We start from the raw sequence: 24,792 nt of genomic DNA on the forward strand, positions 1-24,792 counted from the left end.
AATTACTCTTCTAATAAGCTGATTGTGTCTTTCAGTGCCGCGATAAATCGACAGATGTCCTGATGATTATTATAAAACGCCAGGCTGACTCGGATAGTCCCCTCAATGCCCAGATGCGCCATCAGTGGTTGCGTGCAGTGATGACCACTTCTGACGGCAATACCATGGGTATTCAGTAGCGTTGCCAGGTCGTAATGATGTTCATTTTTATAACTAAAGCTGACTGTGCCGACATTGTGGGTGGTATCGCCCCAAATCCGGATCCCGTCAATGTCGCTCAGTTGTTCAACTAAAGCGCGATAAAGTGCCTGTTCGTGCTGGAACAAAGAATCATGCTCAAGCGTTACAAGGTAATCCAGGGCTGCGCCAAAGCCGATCACACCGGCAATGTTGGGCGTACCGGGCTCAAATTTTTCGGGAGCTGGGCGAAAGGTGGTGCCAGTAAAGCTGACTGTGTCTATCATTTCACCGCCGCTTTGATAGACGGGCAGGGCATTCAGCAGTTCATAGCGACCATACAGGCCACCGAGGCCTGTTGGCCCTAACGCTTTGTGGGCTGAAAAGACATAAAAATCACAATCAAGTTGCTGCAGATCCGGGCGCAGGTGTAATAAAGACTGTGCGCCATCTATCACTGTAACAGTATCTAATTTCTTGCAGCAGCCTATCAATGCTGCCACGTCATTGATATTACCCAGTGCATTGGAGGCGTGACAGACGCTCAGTACTTTTGGTTTCAGGCTTGCAATCAACGCTTTTGCTTGTTCTAGCTGGAGAATACCTTGCGCATCCACTGGCAACAACTCAATACGTGCACCTGTGCGCTGTGCTGCGAGTTGCCAGGGTACGATATTCGCATGATGCTCCAAAGGTGAAAGCAGGATCACATCGCCTTTATTCAGACCTTCGCTGAGGCCATAGGCGATTAAATTGAGCGAGGCTGTCGCGCCACTTGTCCAGACGATTTCTCTGCTTTGTACGTTCAGAAACTGCGCAATTTTGCCCCTCACAGCTTCGTAGGCGGTCGTTGCCTGTTCACTGAGGGTGTGTAAACCCCGGTGTACATTGGCGTTTTGAGACTGGTAAAATTCGTTTACAGCCAGGATCACCTGATGCGGCTTTTGGGTAGTTGCAGCAGAGTCTAAATAACACAATGGCTGGTCATCTACCGACACCTCAAAAATGGGGAAATCATGCCGAAGTTGTGTGCAAGGGTTTTCGTTCAAAAGGGTCTCCTACTGCGCCTGAGCAGGCGGATTTTACCGGATTTATAGTGGCTTGCAAGTCTGTCTGATCGAGAGGCATAAAAAAGGGCTGCCACTGGCAACCCTATTTTAAAAGCGTAAGTTAAGCGAGGCTTATCTGTCGCCTTCTTTTTTGTAGTCGCGTGCAGTGTAACCTGTGTACAGCTGACGTGGACGACCAATTTTGTGGCCCGGCTGAGACAGCATTTCGTTCCAGTGTGAGATCCAGCCAACAGTACGAGACATAGCGAAGATCACAGTGAACATGCTGGTCGGAATACCGATTGCTTTCAGGATGATGCCTGAGTAAAAATCAACATTCGGGTACAGTTTCTTCTCAACAAAGTACGGGTCTTCAAGCGCGATCTGCTCAAGTTTCATTGCAACGTCAAGCAATGGATCCTGAATGTTCAGCTCTTTAAGTACTTCGTGGCAAGTTTGACGCATTACTGTCGCACGTGGGTCGAAGTTCTTGTATACACGGTGACCAAAGCCCATCAGACGGAACGGGTCGTTCTTGTCTTTTGCTTTTGCAACGTATTCGTCGATACGGTCAACTGTGCCAATTTCTTCCAGCATGTTCAGACATGCTTCGTTTGCACCACCGTGCGCAGGGCCCCAAAGTGAAGCGATACCCGCTGCGATACAAGCGTAAGGGTTAGCACCTGAAGAACCAGCAAGACGCACTGTTGAAGTAGATGCGTTCTGTTCATGGTCAGCATGAAGCATGAAGATACGATCCATTGCTTTCGCCAGAACAGGGTTCACCTTATACTCTTCAGCCGGTACTGAGAACATCATGTGCAGGAAGTTTTCAGCGTAGCTAAGGTCGTTACGTGGGTAGACGAACGGCTGACCTGTGTTGTACTTGTATGCCATAGCAGCAATCGTTGGCAGCTTAGCAACCAGCTTGATTGCACAACGCATACGCTGATCAGCGTCTGAGATGTCCAGGTCGTCATGGTAGAATGACGACAATGCACCAACCACACCACAAAGCATTGCCATTGGGTGAGAATCTACACGGAAACCTTGGAAGAAAGACGCAATTTTCTCATGCAACATAGTGTTGTGCGTGATGTTCTTTGCAAATTCTTCAAGTTGCGCGTCGTTTGGTAATTCACCGTTTAGAAGCAGGTAGCACAGCTCAATGTAGTTAGATTGCTCTGCTAATTGCTCGATTGGGTAACCACGGTGTAGTAGTACACCCTTTGCACCATCGATATAAGTAATAGATGATTCGCAAGAGCCAGTCGACATAAAACCAGGGTCGTATGTGAAGAAGCCGTGAGCGCCAAGTGTGCGGACGTCAACTACGTCCTGGCCAGCAGTGCCAGAGTAGATCGGGAGTTCGATCGGATCATGACCATCGATATGGACTGTGGCTTTCTTATCTGCCATCTATTTATCTCCTATGAAATAACAATATTCTGATTGTTATGTTGTGATACTAATGTTAAGCAAATTCAGATCATTCTAACTTAAAATGGGGGTGGAAAGTCAATTTTTCTGAGAATTATGCAGAAATGTATGATAAATATTCTACGCAGTTTAAATATTATACCATCGGCTAATTCGCAAGCGTCTCAATCTAAACAAGAATTGTAAAAGGCCGCTTGGCCTTATATACTATCTACGGTTTTATACCGTGTCGTCTGTGGGTAAACCTATTTTTACATTGGCATTTTTCACTTTGTGAACCGCTCAGTGTTTAAACAGGTATATCTAGAGTGTGCCATTTGTGCGAGCAGCGCAAGTGGTTTTATAAAAACAAGTAGATGAGCTCCTTTGTGAGCAAGATGGGCAAGTAACTGTGAAAAAGCAAAGACCTGTAAATCTAGATCTTACGACTATTTCTATGCCACCTACGGCAAAAGCGTCGATTTTGCACCGTGTCACCGGTGTTGCGTTATTCTTCGCATTGACCTTTGTCATTTGGGCGTGGTCTGAGTCTCTTTCTTCTCCTGAAGGGTTTGAATTTGTTAAAGAGCTAATGACTGGCTTTATTGCAAAATTCATCGCGTGGGGCACCCTCACCGTATTGTCTTACCACATCATTGGCGGTGTACGTCACATGATCCAAGACATGGGTCACTGGGAAGAATTAGAATCGGGCAACACCAGTGCTAAAATCGCATTGGCGCTGTGGGTAATCGTAGCCATCCTGGCAGGAGTGTGGATATGGTCTTAAATCAAGCAACTCTGAAGCGCGACGGTGTGCAAGACTATGTGTCTCTGCGCACGACAGCACTAATCATCCTGGCTTATTCGGTGTTTATCGTTGGCTACTTCCTGCTAACGCCCGAAATCAGCTATGAAGCCTGGACAGGTTTATTTTCAAACCTGGCCGTTAAAGCGGCAACTTTCATCACATTGGTATGCATCATGGCCCACACTCGCATTGGCTTGTGGCAGGTTCTGACGGACTACGTTAAGTGTTCAACGATGCGTTCTGTGCTGGGCTTTGTACTTAATCTGATGGCACTGGCTTATGTTGCTGTTGGCCTGTTTGTATTGTGGGGTGTTTAAGTGAAATATAATGTTCGTGAATTTGACGCTGTTGTAGTTGGCGCCGGTGGTGCTGGTATGCGCGCAGCGCTTGCGATTTCTGAGTCAGGCAAAACTTGTGCATTGATCTCTAAAGTATTCCCTACACGTTCTCATACGGTATCTGCACAGGGTGGTATTACAGTTGCGCTGGGTAACTCCCATGAAGACAACTGGGAATGGCACATGTACGACACGGTAAAAGGTTCTGATTACATTGGTGATCAGGATGCGATCGAGTACATGACCAAAACTGGCCCTGAGGCGATCACTGAACTTGAAAACATGGGTCTGCCTTTCTCTCGTTTCGAGAACGGCCGTGTTTATCAACGTCCTTTCGGTGGTCAGTCTAAGAATTTTGGTGGTGAGCAGGCTGCACGTACTGCGGCTGCGGCAGACCGTACAGGTCACGCATTGCTACACTGCTTGTACCAACAGAACGTTAAGAACAAAACTAACGTTTTCTCTGAGTGGTACGCGCTCGATCTGGTTAAAAATGACAAAGGCGACGTTGTTGGTGTAACTGCAATTGATATTGAAAGCGGCGAAGTCGTTTACTTCAAGTCAAAAGCTGTTGTATTGGCAACGGGTGGTGCAGGTCGTATCTATGCATCAACCACTAACGCGCACATTAACACTGGTGACGGTGTTGGTATGGCAGTTCGTGCTGGCATCTCTATGCAGGACATGGAAATGTGGCAGTTCCACCCCACCGGTATCGCTGGTGCGGGTACGCTTGTAACTGAAGGTTGTCGTGGTGAAGGTGGTTACCTTCTGAATAAAGACGGCGAGCGTTTCATGGAACGTTATGCGCCTAACGCGAAAGACCTTGCGGGTCGTGACGTTGTTGCTCGTGCGATGATGACTGAAATCCGTGAAGGCCGTGGTTGTGAAGGTCCTTGGGGTACACACATTAAGCTTAAGCTTGACCACCTTGGTGAAGAAATGCTTAACCTGCGTCTACCAGGCGTATGTGACCTGTCTAAGACATTCGCACACGTTGACCCTGCTAAAGAGCCAATTCCGGTTATCCCAACCTGTCACTACATGATGGGTGGTGTACCGACCAACGTAAATGGTCAGGTACTGAACGTGAATGAAAATGGCGAAGAGCGCATCATTGAAGGTCTGTTCGCGGTTGGTGAAATCGCGTGTGTATCTGTACACGGTGCAAACCGTCTGGGTGGTAATTCACTGCTTGACCTGGTTGTATTTGGTCGTGCAGCAGGTAACTTCCTGGGTACTTACCTACAAGGCTTTGAGTCTACAGGTGACGCATCTTCTGACGATGTTGAGCAGGCATTTGCGCGCTTTAACCGTTGGGAGTCATCTGAGAAAGGTAAAGGCGAAGATCCGGTTCAGATCAAGAAAGATCTACAAGAATGTATGCAGCTTAACTTCTCGGTATTCCGTGAAGGTGACGCGATGGCTGACGGCCTTAAAGAACTTAAAGAGATCCGTGAGCGTCTTAAGTTTGCGCGTCTTGACGACAAGTCAACTGAGTTCAACACCCAGCGTATCGAGTGCTTAGAGCTTGATAACCTGATGGAAACAGCTTACTCAACAGCCGTTGCTGCTAACTTCCGTACAGAAAGCCGTGGTGCACACTCTCGCTTTGACTTCCCTGAGCGTGACGATGAGAACTGGCTGTGCCACTCTCTGCATCACCCAGAGTCAGACACGATGACTAAGCGTGAAGTAAACTTTGCGCCTAAGACACGTGAAGCATTCCCACCGAAAGCACGTACATACTAGGAGCTAAGCGATGGCAACTTTAGAATTATCTGTTTATCGTTACAACCCTGACGTAGATTCAGCACCTCGTATGCAAGATTACAAGCTGGAGGTTGAAGAAGGTCGCGACATGATGGTGCTAGATGCACTGTTAATGTTGAAAGAACAAGATCCAACATTGTCTTTCCGCCGTTCATGCCGTGAAGGTGTGTGTGGTTCAGACGGTGTAAACATGAATGGTAAGAATGGCCTGGCCTGTATCACGCCACTATCTGCATTGCAGAACAATGGCAAAGGCAAGATTATTGTTCGTCCTTTACCTGGTCTGCCAGTGATCCGTGACCTGGTTATCGACATGAGCCAGTTCTACACGCAATATGAAAAGGTAAAACCTTACCTGATCAACGACAAGCCAACCGGTGGTGAAGAGCGTCTTCAAAGCATTGAAGAGCGTGACAAGCTGGATGGACTGTACGAGTGTATTCTGTGCGCATGTTGTTCAACGTCATGCCCATCATTCTGGTGGAACCCAGATAAATTTATCGGTCCAGCGGGCCTTCTTCACGCGTATCGTTTCCTGGCTGACAGCCGTGATACTGCAACAGAAGAGCGTCTGGCTGACCTTGATGACGCGTTCAGCGTCTTCCGCTGTCACAGTATCATGAACTGTGTAAGCGTTTGTCCGAAAGGCTTGAATCCTACTAAGGCGATCGGACACATTAAATCTATGTTGTTAAATCGTTCGGTTTAATACATATTTAAATCTACAGATGGCATGCTCAGCATGCCATCTTGTTTTCGTTTAAGTTTCTGCGCTAGAAAAAGGGCTAATAAATGCACGAAGGTGTGATGAAGGCATGGCTGGAATCTTCGCACTTATACGGCGGCAACGTTGCATATGTTGAAGATTTATATGAGGCGTATCTTGATGATGCGGCTTCAGTGCCAGAAGAATGGCGAGAAGTGTTTGATCAACTGCCAAAGGTAGAAGGCGTTGACGTTGATGTTAAGCATTCAGAGATCAAGTCTCAGTTTGCGGACCTTGCTAAAAACAAACACAGAGAAGTAATCGTTTCTGCGGAAGGTGCGGCAGATGCAAAACAGGTTCGTGTTTTGCAGCTTATTAATGCATTCAGATTCAGAGGTCACCAAAACGCGAATTTAGATCCATTGGGTCTATGGCAGCGTGATCGAGTTCGTGAACTCGACCTGGCCTATCATGATTTAGACAATGCCGACCTGGAAAAAGAATATAACGTTGGCTCTTTTGCAAGTGGCAAAGAGACAATGAAATTAAAAGACTTATACAACGCATTGAAGACCACTTACTGTGGTTCTATCGGTGCAGAGTATATGCACATTACTTCAACAGAAGAAAAACGTTGGTTACAGCAGCGCATCGAATCTTCCTTCGCACAGCCTAAATACAACAAAGAAACTAAGCTTAGGATCCTTAAAGGCCTGACCGCCGCTGATGGTCTTGAAAAGTATCTGGGTGCTAAATTCCCAGGCGCAAAACGTTTCTCACTGGAAGGTGGTGATTCACTGGTTCCTATGCTGAAAGAACTGGTACATCGTGCCGGTGAAAGTGGTCAGGAAGAAGTCGTCATTGGTATGGCACACCGTGGTCGCCTGAACGTACTGGTCAACGTATTGGGTAAAAACCCACAAGTACTGTTTGATGAATTTGCGGGCAAATACGGCGAATCAGCGGGTTCTGGTGACGTAAAATATCACATGGGTTACTCTTCAGACTTCGCAACGCAGGGCGGCAACGTTCACATGGCGCTGGCGTTTAACCCGTCACACCTTGAGATCGTAAACCCGGTTGTCATGGGGTCGGTACGTGCGCGTTTGGACCGTCTTAACTGTAAGAGTGGCTCTAAAGCACTGCCAATTACCATCCATGGTGACTCAGCTATCGCAGGTCAGGGTGTGGTACAAGAGACATTCAACATGTCTCAGACTCGTGCTTATGGTGTGGGTGGTTCAATCCGCATCGTGGTGAACAACCAAGTTGGTTTCACCACGTCAAACCAGGAAGATACGCGTTCAACTGAGTACTGTACTGACATAGCTAAGATGGTTCAGGCACCGATTTTCCACGTTAATGCTGATGACCCGGAAGCGGTTGCGTTCGTTACGCAAGTTGCCCTTGATTTCCGCAACAAGTTTAAGCGTGATGTGGTGATTGATCTGGTTTGTTACCGTCGTCATGGCCACAACGAAGCTGATGAGCCAAATGCAACTCAGCCTCTGATGTATCAGAAGATCAAAAAGCACCCTGTACCGCGTCAGATTTATGCTGACAGATTGGTCGCAGAAGGCGTTTTGAGTGCTGATGAAGCAAAAACGCTGGCAGATGACTACCGTAACGGTCTGGATAAAGGCCAGATTGTGGTTGAAGAAATTCAGCCAGAGACCAAGCACTCTTCAGATTGGTCAAAATATGTTGGTCATGACTGGGATACCGATTACGAGGCAAGTGTTCCGGTTGAAAAGCTCAAAGAGTTGAGTGAGAAAATCTCGACTTACCCGGCGGATCACAAAGCTCAGTCGCGCGTTAAGAAAATCTACGACGACCGTAAGACCATGGCCAGTGGCGAGAAGCTACTTGATTGGGGTATGGCTGAAACACTTGCTTATGCGACTTTGGTTGACCAGGGTACGGACATTCGTTTGACTGGTCAGGATTCAGGCCGTGGTACTTTCTTCCACCGTCATGCGGTTGTGCACAACCAGGCTGATGCTTCAACTTACCTGCCGTTACAAAACGTTCGTGACGATCAGGGTCTGTTTGAAGTATATGACTCAGTTCTGTCTGAAGAAGCTGTATTGGCGTTCGAATATGGTTACGCGACGGCAGAGCCAACTTCATTGGTACTATGGGAAGCACAATTCGGTGACTTCGCTAACGGTGCGCAGGTTGTATTCGACCAATTCCTAAGCTCAGGTGAGCAAAAGTGGGGCCGCCTGTGTGGTCTGACTTTATTACTGCCACATGGTTATGAAGGTCAGGGCCCTGAGCACAGCTCTGCGCGTCTTGAACGTTACCTACAACTGTGTGCGGACCATAACATGCAAGTGTGTGTACCAAGTACTCCTGCACAAGTTTATGCCATGTTACGTCGTCAGTCAGTACGTCCTCTGCGTCGTCCTCTGATTGTTATGACACCAAAATCTCTACTTCGTCACCCTCTGGCTGTGTCTAGCCTGGATGAGTTGTCCGAAGGTGTTTTCCACAACATGATCGATGAGATTGATGACATCAATCCTGAAAACGTCGAGCGCGTTGTGTTCTGTAGCGGTAAGGTTTATTACGAATTGCTACAGGAGCGTCGCAAGCAAGAGCTGAATAATGTCGCTATCGTTCGTGTGGAACAGCTATATCCGTTCCCGCACAAAGAGATGGACGAAATCATGGCTCGCTACCAGCACGTTAAAGACTTCGTATGGTGTCAGGAAGAGCCTCAAAACCAAGGTGCTTGGTACTGTTCACAACACCATTTCTGGGAAGCTATCCCAAGTGGTGCGAAGTTGACTTACGCCGGTCGTAAAGCTGCAGCAGCGCCTGCATGTGGCTACATGTCGACCCATACAAAAGAACAAAATGCGTTGATTGCTGACGCTTTAACTATTAAGAAATAAGGAATTAGAGATGACGACCGAAATTAAGGTTCCTGTTCTTCCTGAATCTGTTGCGGATGCAACAGTTGCCACATGGCACGTAAGCGTTGGTGACAAAGTAAGCCGTGACCAAAACCTGGTAGATATTGAAACAGATAAAGTTGTGCTAGAAGTGGTTGCACCGGAAGACGGTGTTATCGTCGCTATCTCTGAAGAAGAGGGCGCAACGGTTCTTGGTGAGCAAGTTATCGCACAGCTGGGCGCGTCAGATGCCGCTCCAGCGCAATCAAATGAACAAACAGCAGCGCCAGCAGCGGCGCCAGCAGCAGAAGGTAAAGAAGTGGACATTAAAGTACCTGTACTTCCTGAATCAGTAGCAGACGCTACAGTTGCAACTTGGCATGTACAACCCGGTGAAGCGGTAAGCCGCGACCAAAACCTGGTAGACATCGAAACAGACAAAGTTGTTCTTGAAGTTGTTGCACCTGAAGACGGTGTAATGGGCGAGCAACTGCACGCAGAAGGTGAAACCGTTCTGGGTGAGCAAGTGATTGGTAAACTGGTTGCCGGTGGCGCGCCAGCAGCAGCGCCAGCAGCACAGGCCGACGCTGCACCAGCAAGCGATGACAATGCAGATGTGCTAACGCCATCTGTGCGTCGTCTGATTGCTGAAAAAGGTCTTGATGCTTCACAAATCAAAGGCACTGGCAAAGGCGGTCGCATCACTAAAGAAGATGTTGATGCATTCCTGAAAGCGCCAGCGGCAAAACCAGCAGCAGCGCCAGCGGCGGCAGCACCTGCGGCACCAGTGGGTGACCGCACTCAGAAGCGTGTTCCAATGACTCGTCTGCGTAAGACTATTGCGAACCGTCTGCTTGAAGCGAAGAACTCAACGGCGATGCTGACTACGTTCAACGAAGTCAACATGAAGCCTATCATGGACCTTCGTAAGCAGTACAAAGACGTATTTGAAGAGCGTCACGGAATCCGTCTTGGTTTCATGTCTTTCTACGTGAAAGCGGTTACAGAAGCACTGAAGCGTTTCCCTGAAGTTAACGCGTCTATCGACGGCGATGACATCGTTTACCACAACTACTTCGACATCAGCATCGCAGTATCTACACCACGTGGTCTGGTAACACCAGTACTACGTGACTGTGATAAGCTGTCTGTTGCTGAAATCGAAAAAGGCATCCGTGAGCTGGCACTGAAAGGCCGTGACGGTAAACTAACTGTTGACGACATGACTGGCGGTAACTTCACCATCACTAACGGCGGTGTATTTGGTTCACTACTGTCTACGCCTATCATTAACTTGCCACAGTCTTCAATCCTGGGTATGCACAAAATCCAGGAGCGTCCAATGGCGGTCAATGGCAAGGTTGAAATCCTGCCTATGATGTACCTGGCGCTATCTTACGATCACCGTCAAATCGATGGTAAAGAATCGGTTGGCTTCCTGGTTACAATTAAGGAACTTCTGGAAGATCCAACGCGTCTGCTTCTGGACGTTTAATCATCTAGATTAAAGATTAAGCTGTATGTGAGCATTATGTCCGCATACAGCTTTTTTTTTGCGCCATTAGTCTTACTGGGGTTTTCATACAAGGCCTTGAGATCTATACTATGGGCGCAATTTGGGATAGCTGATTATTTGCATAAATATTCAGCTTTTTTAGTATAAAAAATTGGATAAAGCATCATGAATTTGCATGAGTATCAGGCAAAACAACTTTTTGCCGAATATGGTTTACCTGTATCAGAGGGTTACGCTTGTGACACGCCTCAAGAGGCTGTAGAAGCTGCTGGTAAAATCGGTGGTGACAAGTGGGTTGTAAAATGTCAAGTACACGCTGGCGGCCGTGGTAAAGCGGGCGGTGTAAAACTAGCAGACAGCAAAGACGAGATCCGCGCATTTGCTGAAAACTGGTTAGGCAAAAACCTGGTAACCTACCAAACTGACGAGAAAGGTCAGCCAGTTGCTAAAATCTTAGTAGAAAGCTGCACTGATATTGCAAATGAGCTATACCTGGGTGCTGTTGTTGACCGTGCTTCACGTAAAATCGTGTTCATGGCATCAACTGAAGGTGGTGTTGAGATCGAAGAAGTTGCTCACAACACACCAGAACTAATTCACAAAGCTGAGATCGATCCACTAGTCGGTCCTCAGGCTTACCAAGGTCGTGAGCTTGCGTTCAAACTAGGTCTGAACCCAACTCAAGTTAAGCAGTTCACTAAGATCTTCATGGGTCTTGCTGACATGTTCATCAACCACGACTTTGCACTACTAGAGATCAACCCTCTGGTAATCACTGACGAAGGTAACCTGCACTGTCTTGACGGCAAGATTGGTGTAGACGGCAACGCATTGTTCCGTCAGCCTAAGATCCGTGAATTCCACGATCCTTCACAAGAAGACGCGCGTGAAGCTCACGCAGCAAGCTTCGAGCTGAACTACGTTGCACTAGACGGTAACGTAGGTTGTATGGTTAACGGTGCTGGCCTAGCGATGGGTACTATGGACATCGTAAACCTGCACGGCGGTAAGCCAGCTAACTTCCTTGACGTAGGTGGCGGCGCAACTAAAGAGCGTGTATCTGAAGCGTTCAAGATCATCCTTTCTGATGACAACGTTAAAGCTGTACTAGTTAACATCTTCGGCGGTATCGTTCGTTGTGACATGATTGCAGAAGGTATCATCGGTGCGGTTAAAGAAGTTGGCGTAAACGTACCAGTAGTTGTACGTCTTGAAGGTACTAACGCTGAAGCGGGTCGTGAAGTACTAGCTAACTCTGGCCTTGACATCATTGCAGCTGAGTCTCTAACTGACGCTGCTGAGAAAGTAGTTGCTGCTGCGGAGGGCAAATAATGTCTGTACTAATTAACAAAGATACTAAAGTAATCTGTCAGGGTTTCACTGGTGGCCAGGGTACTTTCCACTCTGAGCAAGCTATCCAGTACGGTACGCAAATGGTTGGTGGTGTTTCTCCTGGTAAAGGCGGCACAACTCACCTGGGTCTGCCAGTATTCAACACGGTACGTGAAGCGGTAGAGTCTACTGGTGCAACTGCATCTGTAATCTACGTACCAGCAGCATTTTGTAAAGACGCTATCCTTGAAGCGATCGACGCAGGTATCGAGCTTATCGTATGTATCACTGAAGGCATCCCTACACTAGATATGGTTGATGTTAAAGTGAAGCTGGAAGAAACTGGCGTTCGTATGATTGGTCCTAACTGTCCTGGTGTTATCACTCCGGGCGAGTGTAAGATCGGTATCATGCCTGGTCACATCCACCTTCCTGGTAAAGTAGGCATTGTATCTCGTTCAGGTACTTTGACTTACGAAGCGGTTAAGCAAACTACTGACGCTGGCTTCGGTCAGTCTACTTGTGTAGGTATCGGTGGTGACCCAATCCCAGGCACTAACTTCATCGACGTACTGGAAATGTTCCAGAACGATCCTAAGACTGAAGCAATCGTAATGATTGGTGAGATCGGTGGTACAGCTGAAGAAGAAGCTGCAGAGTACATCAAGCACAACGTGACTAAACCAGTTGTTTCTTACATTGCAGGTGTTACAGCGCCTCCAGGTAAGCGTATGGGTCACGCTGGTGCAATCATCGCAGGCGGTAAAGGTACAGCTGACGAGAAGTTCGCTGCACTAGAAGCTGCTGGCGTTAAGACCGTTCGCTCACTGGCTGAGATCGGTTCTGCACTAAAAGAAAAAGCAGGCTGGTAATCACGTTACCTGCACTGTAAAAAGGCGCCTAAGGGCGCCTTTTTTGATGATATTAGGCCTCATTATAATATTTCATGCGTAATTGGTATTCATAAAGTAAGTGGTATAAAGCTCGCCCATCTAACTTCTGTGGAATGGAGCCTTCGCCACACTGGTTGGCGCTAATGTATTCGAGTAATATGCCCAGATATAAGGGCCACCGGCACCTTCATTCAGGTCAACGCCTACGTGTGTATAACCATCAATTTTGTATGGTTCATTTTGATCTGTGGGCAGAAATAGCAGGTCAGTGATAGCAGGGCCTTCACCATCAATTTGCCAATACATATAAATGTACTTTCCGCCAGCACCACTGTTTAAATCAATCGGTGACCACTCCCAGCCAGGGATCGAGTTTTCCTGAGGACTGTCATAAGCGATAAAATTAATCGCAGTCACAGCCTGGTCTGGTAGCTGTTGATATCCGACATAGAGAAAGTCACCTCCAACACCCTGATTCAGATCTGTGGTAAAAAAGTCCCAGCCCTTTTCGAATAAAGGACCAATGGTCGTGTCTTTTTGAATTTTTAGATTTGAAATGGCCATCTTAACTCTCCTTTTACGTATTTAAGTGTATTACCCTTATGTGGGTAACTAAACATTAGCTAGGAATCGAAAAAGCGACTATTACACCGGAATTACAAGTTATGACTGGACTGGAGTAACCAAGTGAAATGCAGTTGGTCAATAGAGAAGCGGGGGAAACTCCCCCGCGTGATAAGATTAGTCTTGATAGCTGATATGCTGGAAGAAGCGCACAATAACGTCTTGCTTCTCAGGATTAATAGGCAGCTTGCCGGTTAAACGACGGATCATGGTTTCGGCATTGTTCATAAACTTGCCGTAGCCCACGTCTTTTTTATCTTTGTCGCTGGCAACCACCACAAAGTGCATGGTATCGCACAGGTGTTCACCGTCCCAGATAGAGCGTACCTGACCATCGGGAGCGGAGGTATCAAAGCTCAGCTTTTGCAACTCACGATTGGCGTCTGACTTATCAATTTGACTACTTCTTACCAACGGCTGACGGCCATCGGCAACAAAGCCAACATGGGTCAGTTGCAGCTGATCGCACAAAGTTAAAAAGCTGTCTTCAATGCTACGATAAAACTGAGTGTAATCTCCAGGGCGCATCTGACTTTGATACTCGGTCTTGATAGCGCGGGTAATCGGGATAGAGAAAGACACATAGCTCATCTCTGAGTGCTGCTCTGGTAATGTGCAGTTGCGAGCCTGGTAGCGTGGATATAAGCTACGCAGTTTATAGCCGTAACTTTCTCTGTGGCCTTTTACTTTAGCGAAAATGTCATAGGTCAGATGCTGATGGTCACGGACTTTATAAGACAAGCCTTGTTGCTCGTACTGTTCTTTCAGATCGTCTAGCGCTTTTTTCACTTTGCTGTGGAAACTGGCGGCATTGGCACGCAGCTCATCGCCGGTGGCCAGGAACAATAAGCGAATTTTACGGGCTTTATGGCTCGCCTCATAATGTATCTTGTGACCTTCGTGATACTTTGGATTGTAAAAAAACAGGATCTGCTTATCCGTTTGCAGGCTATGTGCTTCATCGTGATAGCGCACGATGGGCAGCTTGTCGTTAGCAATGACGTGAACGTTAAATAATTCGTGCTCGTCGCAGATGGCAAACAACTTTCGGGCCAGGCGTTGGTAGCAGCTTTCCACATCATCAAAGCAATCGAAGAATGCGTCACTGGGTTTGAACTCAGCCAGAATGTAATGGTTGTTACGTGCGTTCGTTGGAATATAAACGCGGTGAAGATTCATTGATGCCATAGGTTTTTCCTTGCGATACCTCTGTTGTTGACGCCTATGATAGAGTGACCTTGTGACGAATATATTGCGCTAGAACAAAATTTGTCATAAAAATGACGCGCTATTTCACACTTAAATTGGTTGTTTTATGTCCAGGTTTGCGGAATTGCGTGGTAAATCTGTTCTCGCCTCAGTTTTACGCTGTTCGTTGCGCGAACTTTTTGTAATAATGCCTCAGTTAACTGGTACTAAATTTTCAGAGGAATGAGTTCCTATGGCGGAAGCAGAAAATCGCCCAACAAACTTTATAACAAATATCATTGATGCGGACTTGGCCAGCGGTAAGCATGGCGGCACGCACACGCGCTTTCCACCAGAGCCGAATGGCTACTTACACATAGGCCATGCTAAGTCTATTTGTCTGAACTTTGGCATCGCGCGCGACTACCAGGGCCTGTGTAACCTGCGCTTTGACGATACGAACCCGGAAAAAGAAGATCTGGATTACGTTAACTCAATTAAAGAAGACGTGCAGTGGCTGGGCTTTAACTGGGACGGTGAGATCTGCTATTCATCTAACTACTTTGACAAGTTATACGAGTATGCGGTTGAACTGATCAACAAAGGCCTTGCTTACGTGTGTTTTCTGTCGCCAGAGCAGGCGCGTGAATACCGTGGTACCCTAACCGAGCCGGGTAAAAACAGCCCGCATCGCGACACCTCACCAGAAGAGAACCTGGCGCTGTTCGAAAAAATGAAGAACGGCGAGTTCAAAGAAGGTGAGTGTGTATTGCGTGCCAAGATTGATATGGCCAGCTCTTTCATGGTTCTGCGCGATCCAATCATTTATCGTATTCGTTTTGCTCACCACCATCAGACAGGTGACAAGTGGTGCATTTACCCAATGTACGATTTTACGCACTGTATTTCGGATGCACTGGAAGGGATCACCCATTCACTGTGTACGCTGGAGTTCCAGGATAACCGCCGTTTGTACGACTGGGTACTGGACAACATCAGTCTTGAGTGTCACCCGCAACAGATCGAGTTTTCTCGTCTGAACCTTGAATACACCGTGATGTCAAAGCGTAAGCTGAATGACCTGGTGGTGAATGGTCAGGTAGAAGGCTGGGACGATCCCCGTATGCCAACCATTGCTGGTCTGCGTCGTCGTGGTTATACCCCTGCGTCTATCCGCGAATTCTGTAAGCGCATCGGTATTACCAAGCAAGACAACATGGTTGAAATGGGCATGCTCGAAGCCTGTATCCGTGACGATCTGAACGAAAATGCACCCCGTGCGATGGCTGTGCTTGATCCGGTTAAGATCGTCATCGAGAACTATGATGCCGAGCAGGTTGAAATGCTTGACGCGCCTAACCACCCAACGCTGGATATGGGCTCACGTCAGCTGCCGTTCACACGTGAAATCTTCATCGAGCGCGATGACTTCCGTGTTGAAGCAAATAAAAAGTTTAAGCGTCTGGTACTGGGCAAAGAAGTGCGTCTGCGTAATGCCTATGTGATCAAAGCTGAGCGTGTTGAAGAAGACGACGCGGGCAACATCACCACGATTTACTGTACATACGACGCCGATACTCTGGGTAAAAACCCGGCTGATGGTCGTAAAGTGAAAGGGGTGATCCACTGGGTATCTGCAAGTCACTGCATTGACGCAGAAGTACGTCAGTATGACCGCCTGTTCAATGTACCAAACCCGGCAGCAGCGGAAGACTTTGCAACTACGCTGAACCCGGACTCGCTGGTGATCATTGCAAATGCTAAGCTTGAGCCGTCTCTGGCAGAAGCAGCACCTGAGCAGGGCTTCCAGTTCGAGCGTTTAGGTTATTACTGCCGTGATAACAAGGGCGATACGCTAACGTTTAACCAGACGGTTGGTTTGCGTGACTCCTGGGCGAAAATCGAAAACGCCTAACACGTGCAAATAATAAAAAGGTCGGCTTATGTCGGCCTTTTTTAATTATCATGCCCGAACTACATAACCGATTTGATAACATACGCTTGCAGCAATCGATGAACATCCATTGGTGGCAGTAGAGGTGAGTATTACAGTCGTACACTAAACGGATAGCGTTAAACGGACAGTTATATGGCAGAAAAGTCGATCCACAACTTTTACATCAATGAACAACAGTCGGTGTATTTGCTCTCACATAAAGATGCAAAAAAACACCGTCAGTGGCTCAACATTTGTCAGAAGCAACTGACTTTGCTGGGCTATCGGGATGTGGAAGTGATTGGCTCAGGTGCTTTTGGTTTTGTCTTTGCCGGTATTGATGAGCAGGACAGGGAATGGGTGTTTAAGTTCTCCCGTATCACACTGGCACAAAGTGTGCGTGACCGTCTTGAAGATGAAGCGTATATGCTGTCACAGATCCATAATCCTATGGTGCCCGAATTTTACGCCTTTGAACGGGTAAAAAAGCAGGGGATCCTGATGATGGCCCGCGCAAAAGGTGAAGACCTCGAGCAGTGGTCGTTAAAACGTGGCCGATTTAAACCGCATGAACTGGTGCACCTGGCCAATAAGCTACGTAACGTTTTAGTTGATTTACGCGACCGTAAAAATGGTATGTCGCCGCAGCCTGTGGTGCATGGCGATATTAAACCCTCTAACATCGTCTGGGATGAACAAACAGATAGCTTCTCGCTGGTTGACTGGGGTAGCTCAGTGTATGCGCAGCTCGATGCCCACGGCGAGCCCATTGCCAGCAATATCATGGATCTGATGTCCTCTGACATTAGTAGCACCAATGCCCGAATGGGCGATGTGTATTTTATCGGCGACGAACAGATGTCGGGTGCGCGCTCTTCGCCGCGCTTTGACGAGCAGGGCGTGGCATCCACAATCTATGCGCTGGCCAGCGCTCAGTCTTGCCGTTTTGGTGCCGCTGTTATTCCTGCAACCAGCTTAGGCCTGCCACAGGCATTTGCCAGAATGATCGATGCCATGCTGAGTAAAGACAAAGTCACACGCGATCAGGCCGGCGATTACTTTATGCGTAATATGCCGGCGATGGCGCGTATGTATTTGCCTGAACTTGAAACGGTGCCCAGCAAGGCTAGCATCCCATTCTGGTTCACAGAAATCGACGAAGAGCCAGACACGGTTGTGTACAGCTCTCGCAAACAGTTTTTACGTCGGGCCGATCATAATCAGCAACTGCTGGATGTAAACGACGCTCAGCTTGATCGTTATTATAAAGAGTTTTTATTTGATACCGGCGACAGTGAAAAAGCGTTTCTGGCGTCCATCAGCCGGCTGGCAAAGTATCCGGTAGTAGGCGGTCTGAGTTTTCACTGGAAAGACGCTTCGTTGTTTGTTGAATCCAGCCTGGTACTGCACGATGAATCCTTGCAAAGTGCTTTTACCGATGCGGTAAATGCCACTGTGATGCTGGCTCAAGGCATAGAGCAGAAGGGCCTATTTAAATGCTGCCTGTTCGATGCCAGACAGACCATTCAGCTTCAGCGTGATGGCACGGGTGCGTTTATTTTTGATCAGATCCCTGAACTGCAATACACGGTATCGGACATTGGCACCAGCGAAATCGCCAGGCCGCATTCTTACTTTGAGGACGGCAAAGACCCCGACGAACAACTGCAATTACCGCGGCAAATAGTGCAATGCGTATTTGAGCTAAACCAGATCCATCATACCGGCTGTATTATCTTCGAATCGCTCAACGACCGCCTTAAAATTCACCATTATTATTGCCTGCTGGATGCCAGTAAAGAGCGAGAGTTTAAAGTGCTGCTGACCCGTATTATGCAATATGCCATGAGCATTCAGGACTTTGGCGTCGCAGGTTTTATGAAATTACCCTATAAAAATACCCGCGAATTTGCCTTATGCGCAAGGCAACCTGATCACTTTTATCCCAAAGACCCTAAGGCCGCTGCACAGGGCTGAATGAGGCCGTCTACGACTAAGATATAACAAAACGCACGTTGCACATTGGCCCGTCCTCCGCCAAGATAAACAGCGAATAACCGGAGGGAAACATGGATCAGGAAACACGCCGAGAGCTGCTCAAACTGAGCTGGAGCATGCACGACGAAGTAGAGCAGGCCATATTAAAAGATAGCGCCAAACAGGGCGACGACAACTGGACAGAGAAGCAGAAACTGCTGCTGGCTGATATGTCGCTGCACCTTCTGCAAACCGCGCTAAAACCTAATGGGCTTAGCCAGGAAAAGCTTAAAAATAACCTCAACGCTATTCTAACGCTCAGCGATGATTTTATCGACGAAGTCGACTTACGCAAAACCGCCGATGCCCTTTATGGGTTGGATAAGTGAACGGGCTTTGGGTTTTCGCTTAACGCTGAGTTAGATTTCTTACTCCTGTATATATCTTGTCATGCCGGACGCTTGCGAGCCGGGATCTGCTTGAATAAAACGCAGTAGTTCTTCTATGAAGAAAAACCAAACAAGCCACTCCGTCATCCCGGACGCGTGCGATCCGGGATCTACCGCAACTCAACTCTTAAATATCTGGATTAATAAGCGATGCGCGCGAATATCAGAGTTTATCAATCGGGCTTGTTGTATAGGCAAACTTATCACCCATAACATGGGTATAAATCTCGGTTGTTCTGATATCTGTATGACCTAACAACTCTTGTACTGTCCTTATATCAGCGCCATTTCGCAGCAGTTCAGTGGCAAATGAGTGCCTGAAAGTATGCGCCTTAACTCGCTTAGTGATATCGGAAGCCAGCACCGCAGCCCTGAGTTGCTTGCGAAATGCTGTTTCATGTAAATGGTGACGACAGACATAACCGTCTGTAGGGTGAATACATCGCGTAGAGGAGGGAAACAGATACTGCCAGGAGAAGTCTTTCACAGCATGTCCGTATTTACGGATCAGAGCCGGTGGCAGCGAAGTCAGTCCAAACCCTGCGTTCAGGTCTTTTTGGTGAAGCGATTTGACCACGGCCATTTGTTCTTCTAATGCCTGCAAGCATGACTTAGGCAGCAAGGTATATCTGTCTTTGCGGCCCTTACCCCGAAAAACAAAAATAGACTTGTTAGCAAAATCTAGATCTTTAACTCGAAGTTTTAAAGCTTCATTGATACGTAAACCACTGCCGTATAAAAGTGACGCGATGAGCTTGTGTACGCCGTGAAGATTAGCTATCACCTTTTGCGCTTCATCTGCACTCAAAACGGTGGGCAACGCGACATCTCGCTTACTGAATGAATAGTTTAACCCTTTGATGTCTCGTTTTATAACAAAACGGTACAAAAAAATGATGGCGCACAGCGCTTGATTTTGCGTTGCAGCGCTCACCGCCCGGTTAACGGCTAAGTGGTTGAGGAAACGTTCTATTTCTCTGTTGCCCATCTCATCAGGATGCTTTTTGTCATTGAATAAAATGTAGCCTTTGATCCAGTACAGATAGCTTTTCTCTGTTTTCAGACTGTAGTGCTTGGTCCTGAGCTCAACGCGTACAGATTCCAAAAAAGGTGAATAAGACATCTTTACTCCGAGTGCTGTTTATTTATACAGGTATAAGTGAATGCGGTCAATTATCAAGTCAAATTTCTCGCTTTCTCCGTGCTTAAAGGTCTCGTTTAAGTGAAGCTTTGTTTTAATTTAAATAGATTCAAAAGGTTAGTAGTTTTACATAACGAGACCCCAAGTCTCGCTATGAACAAGGCTCGGTTTTAACAAAGCCATTTTGGCTTGAGCAATGAGCGCAATGGTGGTAGGTTATTGTTCTTATTATGAATAAAATAATTTAGCTGTGGAACTGCATGGTTTTAGGAACTGGGTTTAACCGGCATTCACGCTAATAGTGTTTTCGGGCTGAACAAGTAGGGCAGTCTCGCTAATACGCCGTACACGACTGGTGCAACGGCCTAACATCGCTGGGCTATTAGCTAACCGCATAGTCCGTGCAAACGCCCTTAATCATAGTGCTTTCGGTATTCAAAGAAGTTGGAACTGATTCGGTGAGCTTATTCTTAGATTCAGTACGTGCACATTGCACAACCTATTGGTTTAATTTAAGTTTCATAACAAAGCAATTAAGAGGGACGCCTAACGCTCGGCGATTTTGGTGCTGGTTTTGGCTATAGTGTTTAGGGCATTCTGGTCGAGGTTCGGTGGTAAGCGTTGTCGCACCTTATCGCAGGCGTTATGAAACCTTCTTAAACTTCTGTATTTGTTTCTAACACTGTAGTTGAAATACGCTTTATTCTAGCTAATTGAAAGTTCTGATGTTTCGGGCTGAACAGGTAGGGCAGTCTCGCTAATACGCCGTGCGTAACTGGTGCAAAGGCCCAACATCGCTCGGCTATTAGCTAACCGCATAGTCTGTGCAAACGCCCTTAATCAAAGTGCTTTCGGTATTCAAAGAAGTTGCATCTGATTCGGTGAGCATATTCTTAAAGTCAGTACGTGCACATTGCACAACTCATTGCTTTAATTTAAGTTTCATAACAATGCGTTCAAGCGGGACTCCTAACGCGTGGCAGTTTTGGTTCAAAGTCTAGCTACGGTGTTTATGGTATTTTTGCTTGAGTAGGGCGGTCGCGTTGGTCGCCCCTTAACGCGGCGTTATGTATTTTGAGGAATAATTGTATGTTGCTGTTTTTAAGAGGAGATTGCTTTGATCTTAAAATCGCTGAACTGAGCGACTTATTAGCTTTACTCGATTCTCGATTAGAACAGTTAATGGAACAAGCAGAATCAAGTATAGATGCTGACAGTTTAGGTATTTTTGACAGAGCAGAATACTTTATAGGTGTTGGTTTCGTTGCTATGCAGCAATATATAAGCGATACCATGTATAAAAGTGAAGTTAGTAAGCGAGACGCATTAAACCTTGGAACGTTAACATTACTAGGATCCACTCATATCTCAGTTATCAATTCTGCTGCAAATTGGTGGAAACATGAGTCAGAGTGGAACTGGTATAGTGAAAGTGGAATTAGCAATAAAACCTACCTTAGTATTTCCAATGTTGTAGACCCAGAAAACTACCCATTATCCAATGTGTTGGCTTTTCTTATTGGTGAGCGAAGATTCTGCTTATCGTCAGCAATTCCATTACTTGAACAATGGCGCGATCAATTTTCTGCGCTATCTCAGGGACATACATAACAAAGCGTTTAAGACAGATTCGCAACGCTCGGCATTTTCGGTTTGATTCAGCTTTGGTGATTACGGCACAATAGTTTAGGTATGGTGGTGGCGTTGCTCACTACTTAACGCGGCGTTATAGCCAATGAAACTCATACAAGCATCATCACTCGCATTTGTTTTAACCGGTTGCACTTCTTTCTATGCCAGCCAAGTTAAATACATCGAGGAAGCTCCTGCTAACTGTGAGTTCGTCACTACCATCAACGACGTAGCTAATCTGGGCTATGAAGATAAATCCATACAACGGATGAAAGCCCTCGCATATAAGGCTGGCGCCGACACCTTGTATTACCAATTTCCAGATCTTCAAGAAATAGAGCTTTCGCATGGGGCATCTGAATCGCAGTCCCTCATAGATATGCAGGCAAAAGCCTATATTTGTGGCAAGCTATAACAATCCAATGAATCTGACCCAGTAAGCGCCGCTGGGTCGGCACGAGGCCGCCACAGAGTAGCGGCGCTCACTGGGCAGCTTATTGGGGCGTTAGGTTTTCTTTCTACACAGGAGTAACAAATGGAAATTGACTATATAAAAATAGGTGTATTACTCGCTAGTTTGTTTTCAATATTGGCTACATTTTCGGTAGCACGATTAACCAGAAAGCACTCAACCTTAGAGGGTAATGTTAATCGTCAACACGCAGAAACATTAGCCACTTTAAATCATGTGTATTCAAAAGAAGCCCATGCATCAAACCATCTTTATACTCGCAAAGCCACCCACCTTGAAAGTGCCGCTAAAATCGTTGGAGAGTTAGAGTTTTGGGCTGAAAAATGCGTAGTACCAAGAACTAGAACTGATTTTGGTACAAAACAAGAAATCGCAGCCAAAATGTCGATGGCATTTGAAGATCTGACTAAACACACTATGCATTTTCCTTTTGCATTTAAAGAGATTCCAGATTTTCAAAAAAACCTTGGTGATTTGATGGGAGCTGTTAATTACATTGAAAACATGGTGCATTCAAAAGATTTCAGCGCCTCTTCACAAGCTTGGAATGAAGCTGTTGAACAATTTCGATTTACATTGTCACCATTAATTAGCGGTTTACATAAAGAAATTGACGCTCTCATGCAGCAAACCTAACAAACGCATCAACGCATGGACTAATAAAGCTTGGCTTGGTTCGTGCCTCACCAATTTTAGCCAAGCTTTATTAGCCCGTTATGCGGGCGTTATGTTTACTACCATGAACCAGCAACTCACCACATATATAGCGATCACATTAGCTGTAGCCTGCATTGCTATCTTTGGTATTAAGCTCGATCAAGAGCTAAACATTACAGGCCTAAAATCAGATGACTGTTGTACGGACGAGCAATTATCTAATTTTCAGCTTACCTTCGATCGAACCCCTTGCTATGGAACCTGTCCTGTCTACTCCATATCCATAAACAACAGCGGCAAAGCTATTGTTATGGGTCATGGGCATGTAGAGTTCGAAGAGATAATTCTGCAATTAACCGACGAGCAACTTAGAAGTATCGCCAAGCTAACCTACGCGGCTAACTTCTACGAAATCGAAGATATCTACAAGCAGGGAGAGCGCGGTTGCGAGAGATACTCAACCGATAGTCCACATTCAGTATGGTCTGTAACCTCAGGGCAATATTCAAATAGCGTAGATTTCTACTATGGCTGCAACAATACACCGCAGACAATCCCACTAATGGAAGAGGCCCTGGTTTCATTCATGGGGCTTGAGAACTACCTATAAAAACATAACAATCCAATGAATCTGACCCAGTAAGCGCCGCTGGGTCGGCACGAGGCCGTCACCAAATGTAGCGGCGCTCACTGGGCAGCTTATTGGGGCGTTATGTGTTTTCAAGGATCGAGAATGTTATCCAAGCCATCAATTACTGCATCAGAAGAAGAAATATTCCAATTTGTACATGAATGGATAAAATTATGTGCACTTGGAATGCATAAAGAAGCATTCTCTATACTGGACTCACCTTTAAAACCTGACAGCCATGAGTGGGGTCCAGAAGATATTAGGGAGATAACTTTCGATCATTTTGATGATGAGAAATATCCAGTTATCACTGATCCTGATAAATTTATCTCTACTATCAAAAAATATATCTATAAGTATGATGATGACTCGGGGTGGGCTGTGGAGTATGACTTGCCACTAAATGGTGTCATGAGTGACTTCACCTTGATGTTTGACTTCATCAAAGATGGAGAGTATTACAAAGTCATCTTAGATGACTGTCATGTAATGTAGAGCCACATAACAAACGCATTAAAAACGACGCCAAACACTCCAGTTGCTTTGTGTTTCCGCTTCGCTCCAACTTAACACAAAGCAACTTCCGTATTCGGCTCGTTTTATGCGGGCGTTATGTGCCTATGAGGATCCAATGAAATATCTAGCTCCTATCATACTGTGCTTGCTCTCATGCCTAGCAAATGCAGAGTCATTGAACACTCCAAGCTATGAGATAGTTATAAAGTGGAAATGTGGTGAAGGTTATGTCTCATGTGACAACATTGAATTCAACGTGAAAAATAAAATTGAGGGAACAACAAATACCTATATTGGTAAATCAATTCACTCTCTATGTGTTGATGGAGTGACACCTTGTAAATTTCAAGGGTATGAGTTTAATACTGATGAATTAAACTATAGCCTTTACATGCGTGGTTTAATCGAAGTGGTAAAAAACAACAATGAAGTGGTGTTGTCGGAGAAAGGTGAGTGGCACTACTAGCACATAACAAACTGTTAAAGTGGGACGTTTAAAGCTTGGCTCGTTTCGCTTCGCTCACAAGTTTAGCCAAGCTTTATCCGCCCCTTAACAGGGCGCTGGGGGATCCCCTCATAATTGAGGCCTCCCGAGCAGATGTATCAAGCGCACGTATTCACGTATAGCCCAGCGCAGTTGCTTTCCTGTCATAAC

Annotated in this window: 22 protein-coding genes; 17 read left to right on the top strand and 5 right to left on the bottom strand. The window is 46.4% G+C overall.

The window, feature by feature from the left end; translation table 11 throughout:
• Positions 1-2: 2 nt before the first annotated feature.
• The gene (locus MHN31_RS21470; RefSeq protein ID WP_239445279.1) at positions 3-1,226 is read right to left on the bottom strand and encodes a cysteine desulfurase; all 1,224 of its coding nucleotides are present in this window, start codon (positions 1,224-1,226) and stop codon (positions 3-5) included.
• Positions 1,227-1,358: 132 nt separating this feature from the next.
• The gene (locus tag MHN31_RS21475; RefSeq protein WP_125564282.1) at positions 1,359-2,645 is read right to left on the bottom strand and encodes a citrate synthase; all 1,287 of its coding nucleotides are present in this window, start codon (positions 2,643-2,645) and stop codon (positions 1,359-1,361) included.
• A 412-nt stretch (positions 2,646-3,057) separates the two neighbouring features.
• Between MHN31_RS21475 and sdhC the strand changes: the two genes are divergently transcribed.
• From sdhC to sucD, 8 genes are all read left to right on the top strand, one after another.
• On the top strand, positions 3,058-3,435 hold the full coding sequence (gene sdhC, locus MHN31_RS21480) for a succinate dehydrogenase, cytochrome b556 subunit (protein ID WP_081694265.1): 378 nt from the start codon (positions 3,058-3,060) through the stop codon (positions 3,433-3,435).
• Positions 3,426-3,773 carry a succinate dehydrogenase, hydrophobic membrane anchor protein gene (gene sdhD / locus MHN31_RS21485; RefSeq protein WP_239445280.1) on the top strand — a complete coding sequence of 116 codons (348 nt, stop codon included), beginning with the start codon at positions 3,426-3,428 and terminating at the stop codon, positions 3,771-3,773. Before sdhC ends, sdhD begins: the two co-directional genes overlap by 10 nt.
• Entirely contained in the window at positions 3,774-5,546 is a 1,773-nt protein-coding gene (sdhA, locus tag MHN31_RS21490) for a succinate dehydrogenase flavoprotein subunit (protein WP_010381483.1), read from the top strand. It abuts the gene before it with no gap.
• 10 nt (positions 5,547-5,556) lie between these two features.
• Positions 5,557-6,276 carry a succinate dehydrogenase iron-sulfur subunit gene (locus tag MHN31_RS21495; protein WP_010381481.1) on the top strand — a complete coding sequence of 240 codons (720 nt, stop codon included), beginning with the start codon at positions 5,557-5,559 and terminating at the stop codon, positions 6,274-6,276.
• 83 nt (positions 6,277-6,359) lie between these two features.
• Positions 6,360-9,173: a 2-oxoglutarate dehydrogenase E1 component gene (gene sucA / locus MHN31_RS21500; RefSeq protein WP_138536452.1), complete on the top strand. Its 2,814-nt coding sequence runs from the start codon at positions 6,360-6,362 to the stop codon at positions 9,171-9,173.
• Between the two features lie 10 nt (positions 9,174-9,183).
• Entirely contained in the window at positions 9,184-10,668 is a 1,485-nt protein-coding gene (odhB, locus tag MHN31_RS21505) for a 2-oxoglutarate dehydrogenase complex dihydrolipoyllysine-residue succinyltransferase (RefSeq protein WP_049865971.1), read from the top strand.
• Positions 10,669-10,854: 186 nt separating this feature from the next.
• The gene (gene sucC / locus MHN31_RS21510; RefSeq protein WP_010381475.1) at positions 10,855-12,021 is read left to right on the top strand and encodes an ADP-forming succinate--CoA ligase subunit beta; all 1,167 of its coding nucleotides are present in this window, start codon (positions 10,855-10,857) and stop codon (positions 12,019-12,021) included.
• On the top strand, positions 12,021-12,893 hold the full coding sequence (gene sucD, locus MHN31_RS21515) for a succinate--CoA ligase subunit alpha (protein WP_010381473.1): 873 nt from the start codon (positions 12,021-12,023) through the stop codon (positions 12,891-12,893). The genes sucC and sucD overlap by 1 nt, the downstream gene beginning before the upstream one ends.
• 120 nt (positions 12,894-13,013) lie before the next feature.
• Here sucD and MHN31_RS21520 read toward each other — a convergent pair whose 3' ends face one another.
• Both MHN31_RS21520 and MHN31_RS21525 read right to left on the bottom strand, forming a co-directional pair.
• Entirely contained in the window at positions 13,014-13,478 is a 465-nt protein-coding gene (locus MHN31_RS21520; protein ID WP_138546749.1) for a hypothetical protein, read from the bottom strand.
• A 177-nt stretch (positions 13,479-13,655) separates the two neighbouring features.
• Positions 13,656-14,726 carry a DUF3083 family protein gene (locus MHN31_RS21525; protein ID WP_239445281.1) on the bottom strand — a complete coding sequence of 357 codons (1,071 nt, stop codon included), beginning with the start codon at positions 14,724-14,726 and terminating at the stop codon, positions 13,656-13,658.
• Positions 14,727-14,979: 253 nt separating this feature from the next.
• Between MHN31_RS21525 and glnS the strand changes: the two genes are divergently transcribed.
• The 3 genes from glnS to MHN31_RS21540 all read left to right on the top strand — a co-directional run bounded on the left by glnS (position 14,980) and on the right by MHN31_RS21540 (position 19,028).
• Positions 14,980-16,641 carry a glutamine--tRNA ligase gene (gene glnS / locus MHN31_RS21530; protein WP_194867430.1) on the top strand — a complete coding sequence of 554 codons (1,662 nt, stop codon included), beginning with the start codon at positions 14,980-14,982 and terminating at the stop codon, positions 16,639-16,641.
• 174 nt (positions 16,642-16,815) lie between these two features.
• Positions 16,816-18,639: a serine/threonine protein kinase gene (locus MHN31_RS21535; RefSeq protein WP_239445282.1), complete on the top strand. Its 1,824-nt coding sequence runs from the start codon at positions 16,816-16,818 to the stop codon at positions 18,637-18,639.
• A 92-nt stretch (positions 18,640-18,731) separates the two neighbouring features.
• Positions 18,732-19,028 carry a hypothetical protein gene (locus MHN31_RS21540; protein WP_010381464.1) on the top strand — a complete coding sequence of 99 codons (297 nt, stop codon included), beginning with the start codon at positions 18,732-18,734 and terminating at the stop codon, positions 19,026-19,028.
• A 223-nt stretch (positions 19,029-19,251) separates the two neighbouring features.
• Here the strand turns inward: MHN31_RS21540 and MHN31_RS21545 are convergent, their stop codons facing one another.
• Positions 19,252-20,211, bottom strand: coding sequence for an integron integrase (locus MHN31_RS21545; RefSeq protein ID WP_239445283.1), 960 nt, complete (start codon positions 20,209-20,211; stop codon positions 19,252-19,254).
• A 1,107-nt stretch (positions 20,212-21,318) separates the two neighbouring features.
• Between MHN31_RS21545 and MHN31_RS21550 the strand changes: the two genes are divergently transcribed.
• The 6 genes from MHN31_RS21550 to MHN31_RS21575 all read left to right on the top strand — a co-directional run bounded on the left by MHN31_RS21550 (position 21,319) and on the right by MHN31_RS21575 (position 24,603).
• Complete coding sequence (locus MHN31_RS21550; protein WP_239445284.1) at positions 21,319-21,840, top strand: hypothetical protein; 522 nt, start codon at positions 21,319-21,321, stop codon at positions 21,838-21,840.
• 124 nt (positions 21,841-21,964) lie between these two features.
• Positions 21,965-22,276 (top strand): hypothetical protein, encoded by a 312-nt coding sequence (locus MHN31_RS21555; protein WP_239445285.1) that lies wholly within the window; start codon positions 21,965-21,967, stop codon positions 22,274-22,276.
• Positions 22,277-22,396: 120 nt separating this feature from the next.
• Positions 22,397-22,969 carry a hypothetical protein gene (locus MHN31_RS21560; protein ID WP_239445286.1) on the top strand — a complete coding sequence of 191 codons (573 nt, stop codon included), beginning with the start codon at positions 22,397-22,399 and terminating at the stop codon, positions 22,967-22,969.
• A gap of 103 nt (positions 22,970-23,072) precedes the next feature.
• Complete coding sequence (locus MHN31_RS21565; protein WP_239445287.1) at positions 23,073-23,600, top strand: DUF6438 domain-containing protein; 528 nt, start codon at positions 23,073-23,075, stop codon at positions 23,598-23,600.
• 123 nt (positions 23,601-23,723) lie between these two features.
• On the top strand, positions 23,724-24,116 hold the full coding sequence (locus MHN31_RS21570; RefSeq protein ID WP_239445288.1) for a hypothetical protein: 393 nt from the start codon (positions 23,724-23,726) through the stop codon (positions 24,114-24,116).
• Between the two features lie 136 nt (positions 24,117-24,252).
• Positions 24,253-24,603, top strand: coding sequence for a hypothetical protein (locus MHN31_RS21575; protein WP_239445289.1), 351 nt, complete (start codon positions 24,253-24,255; stop codon positions 24,601-24,603).
• Positions 24,604-24,792: the final 189 nt, after the last annotated feature.

This window comes from Pseudoalteromonas sp. McH1-42 (genome assembly GCF_022347845.1).
Lineage (GTDB): Bacteria > Pseudomonadota > Gammaproteobacteria > Enterobacterales > Alteromonadaceae > Pseudoalteromonas > Pseudoalteromonas rubra_D.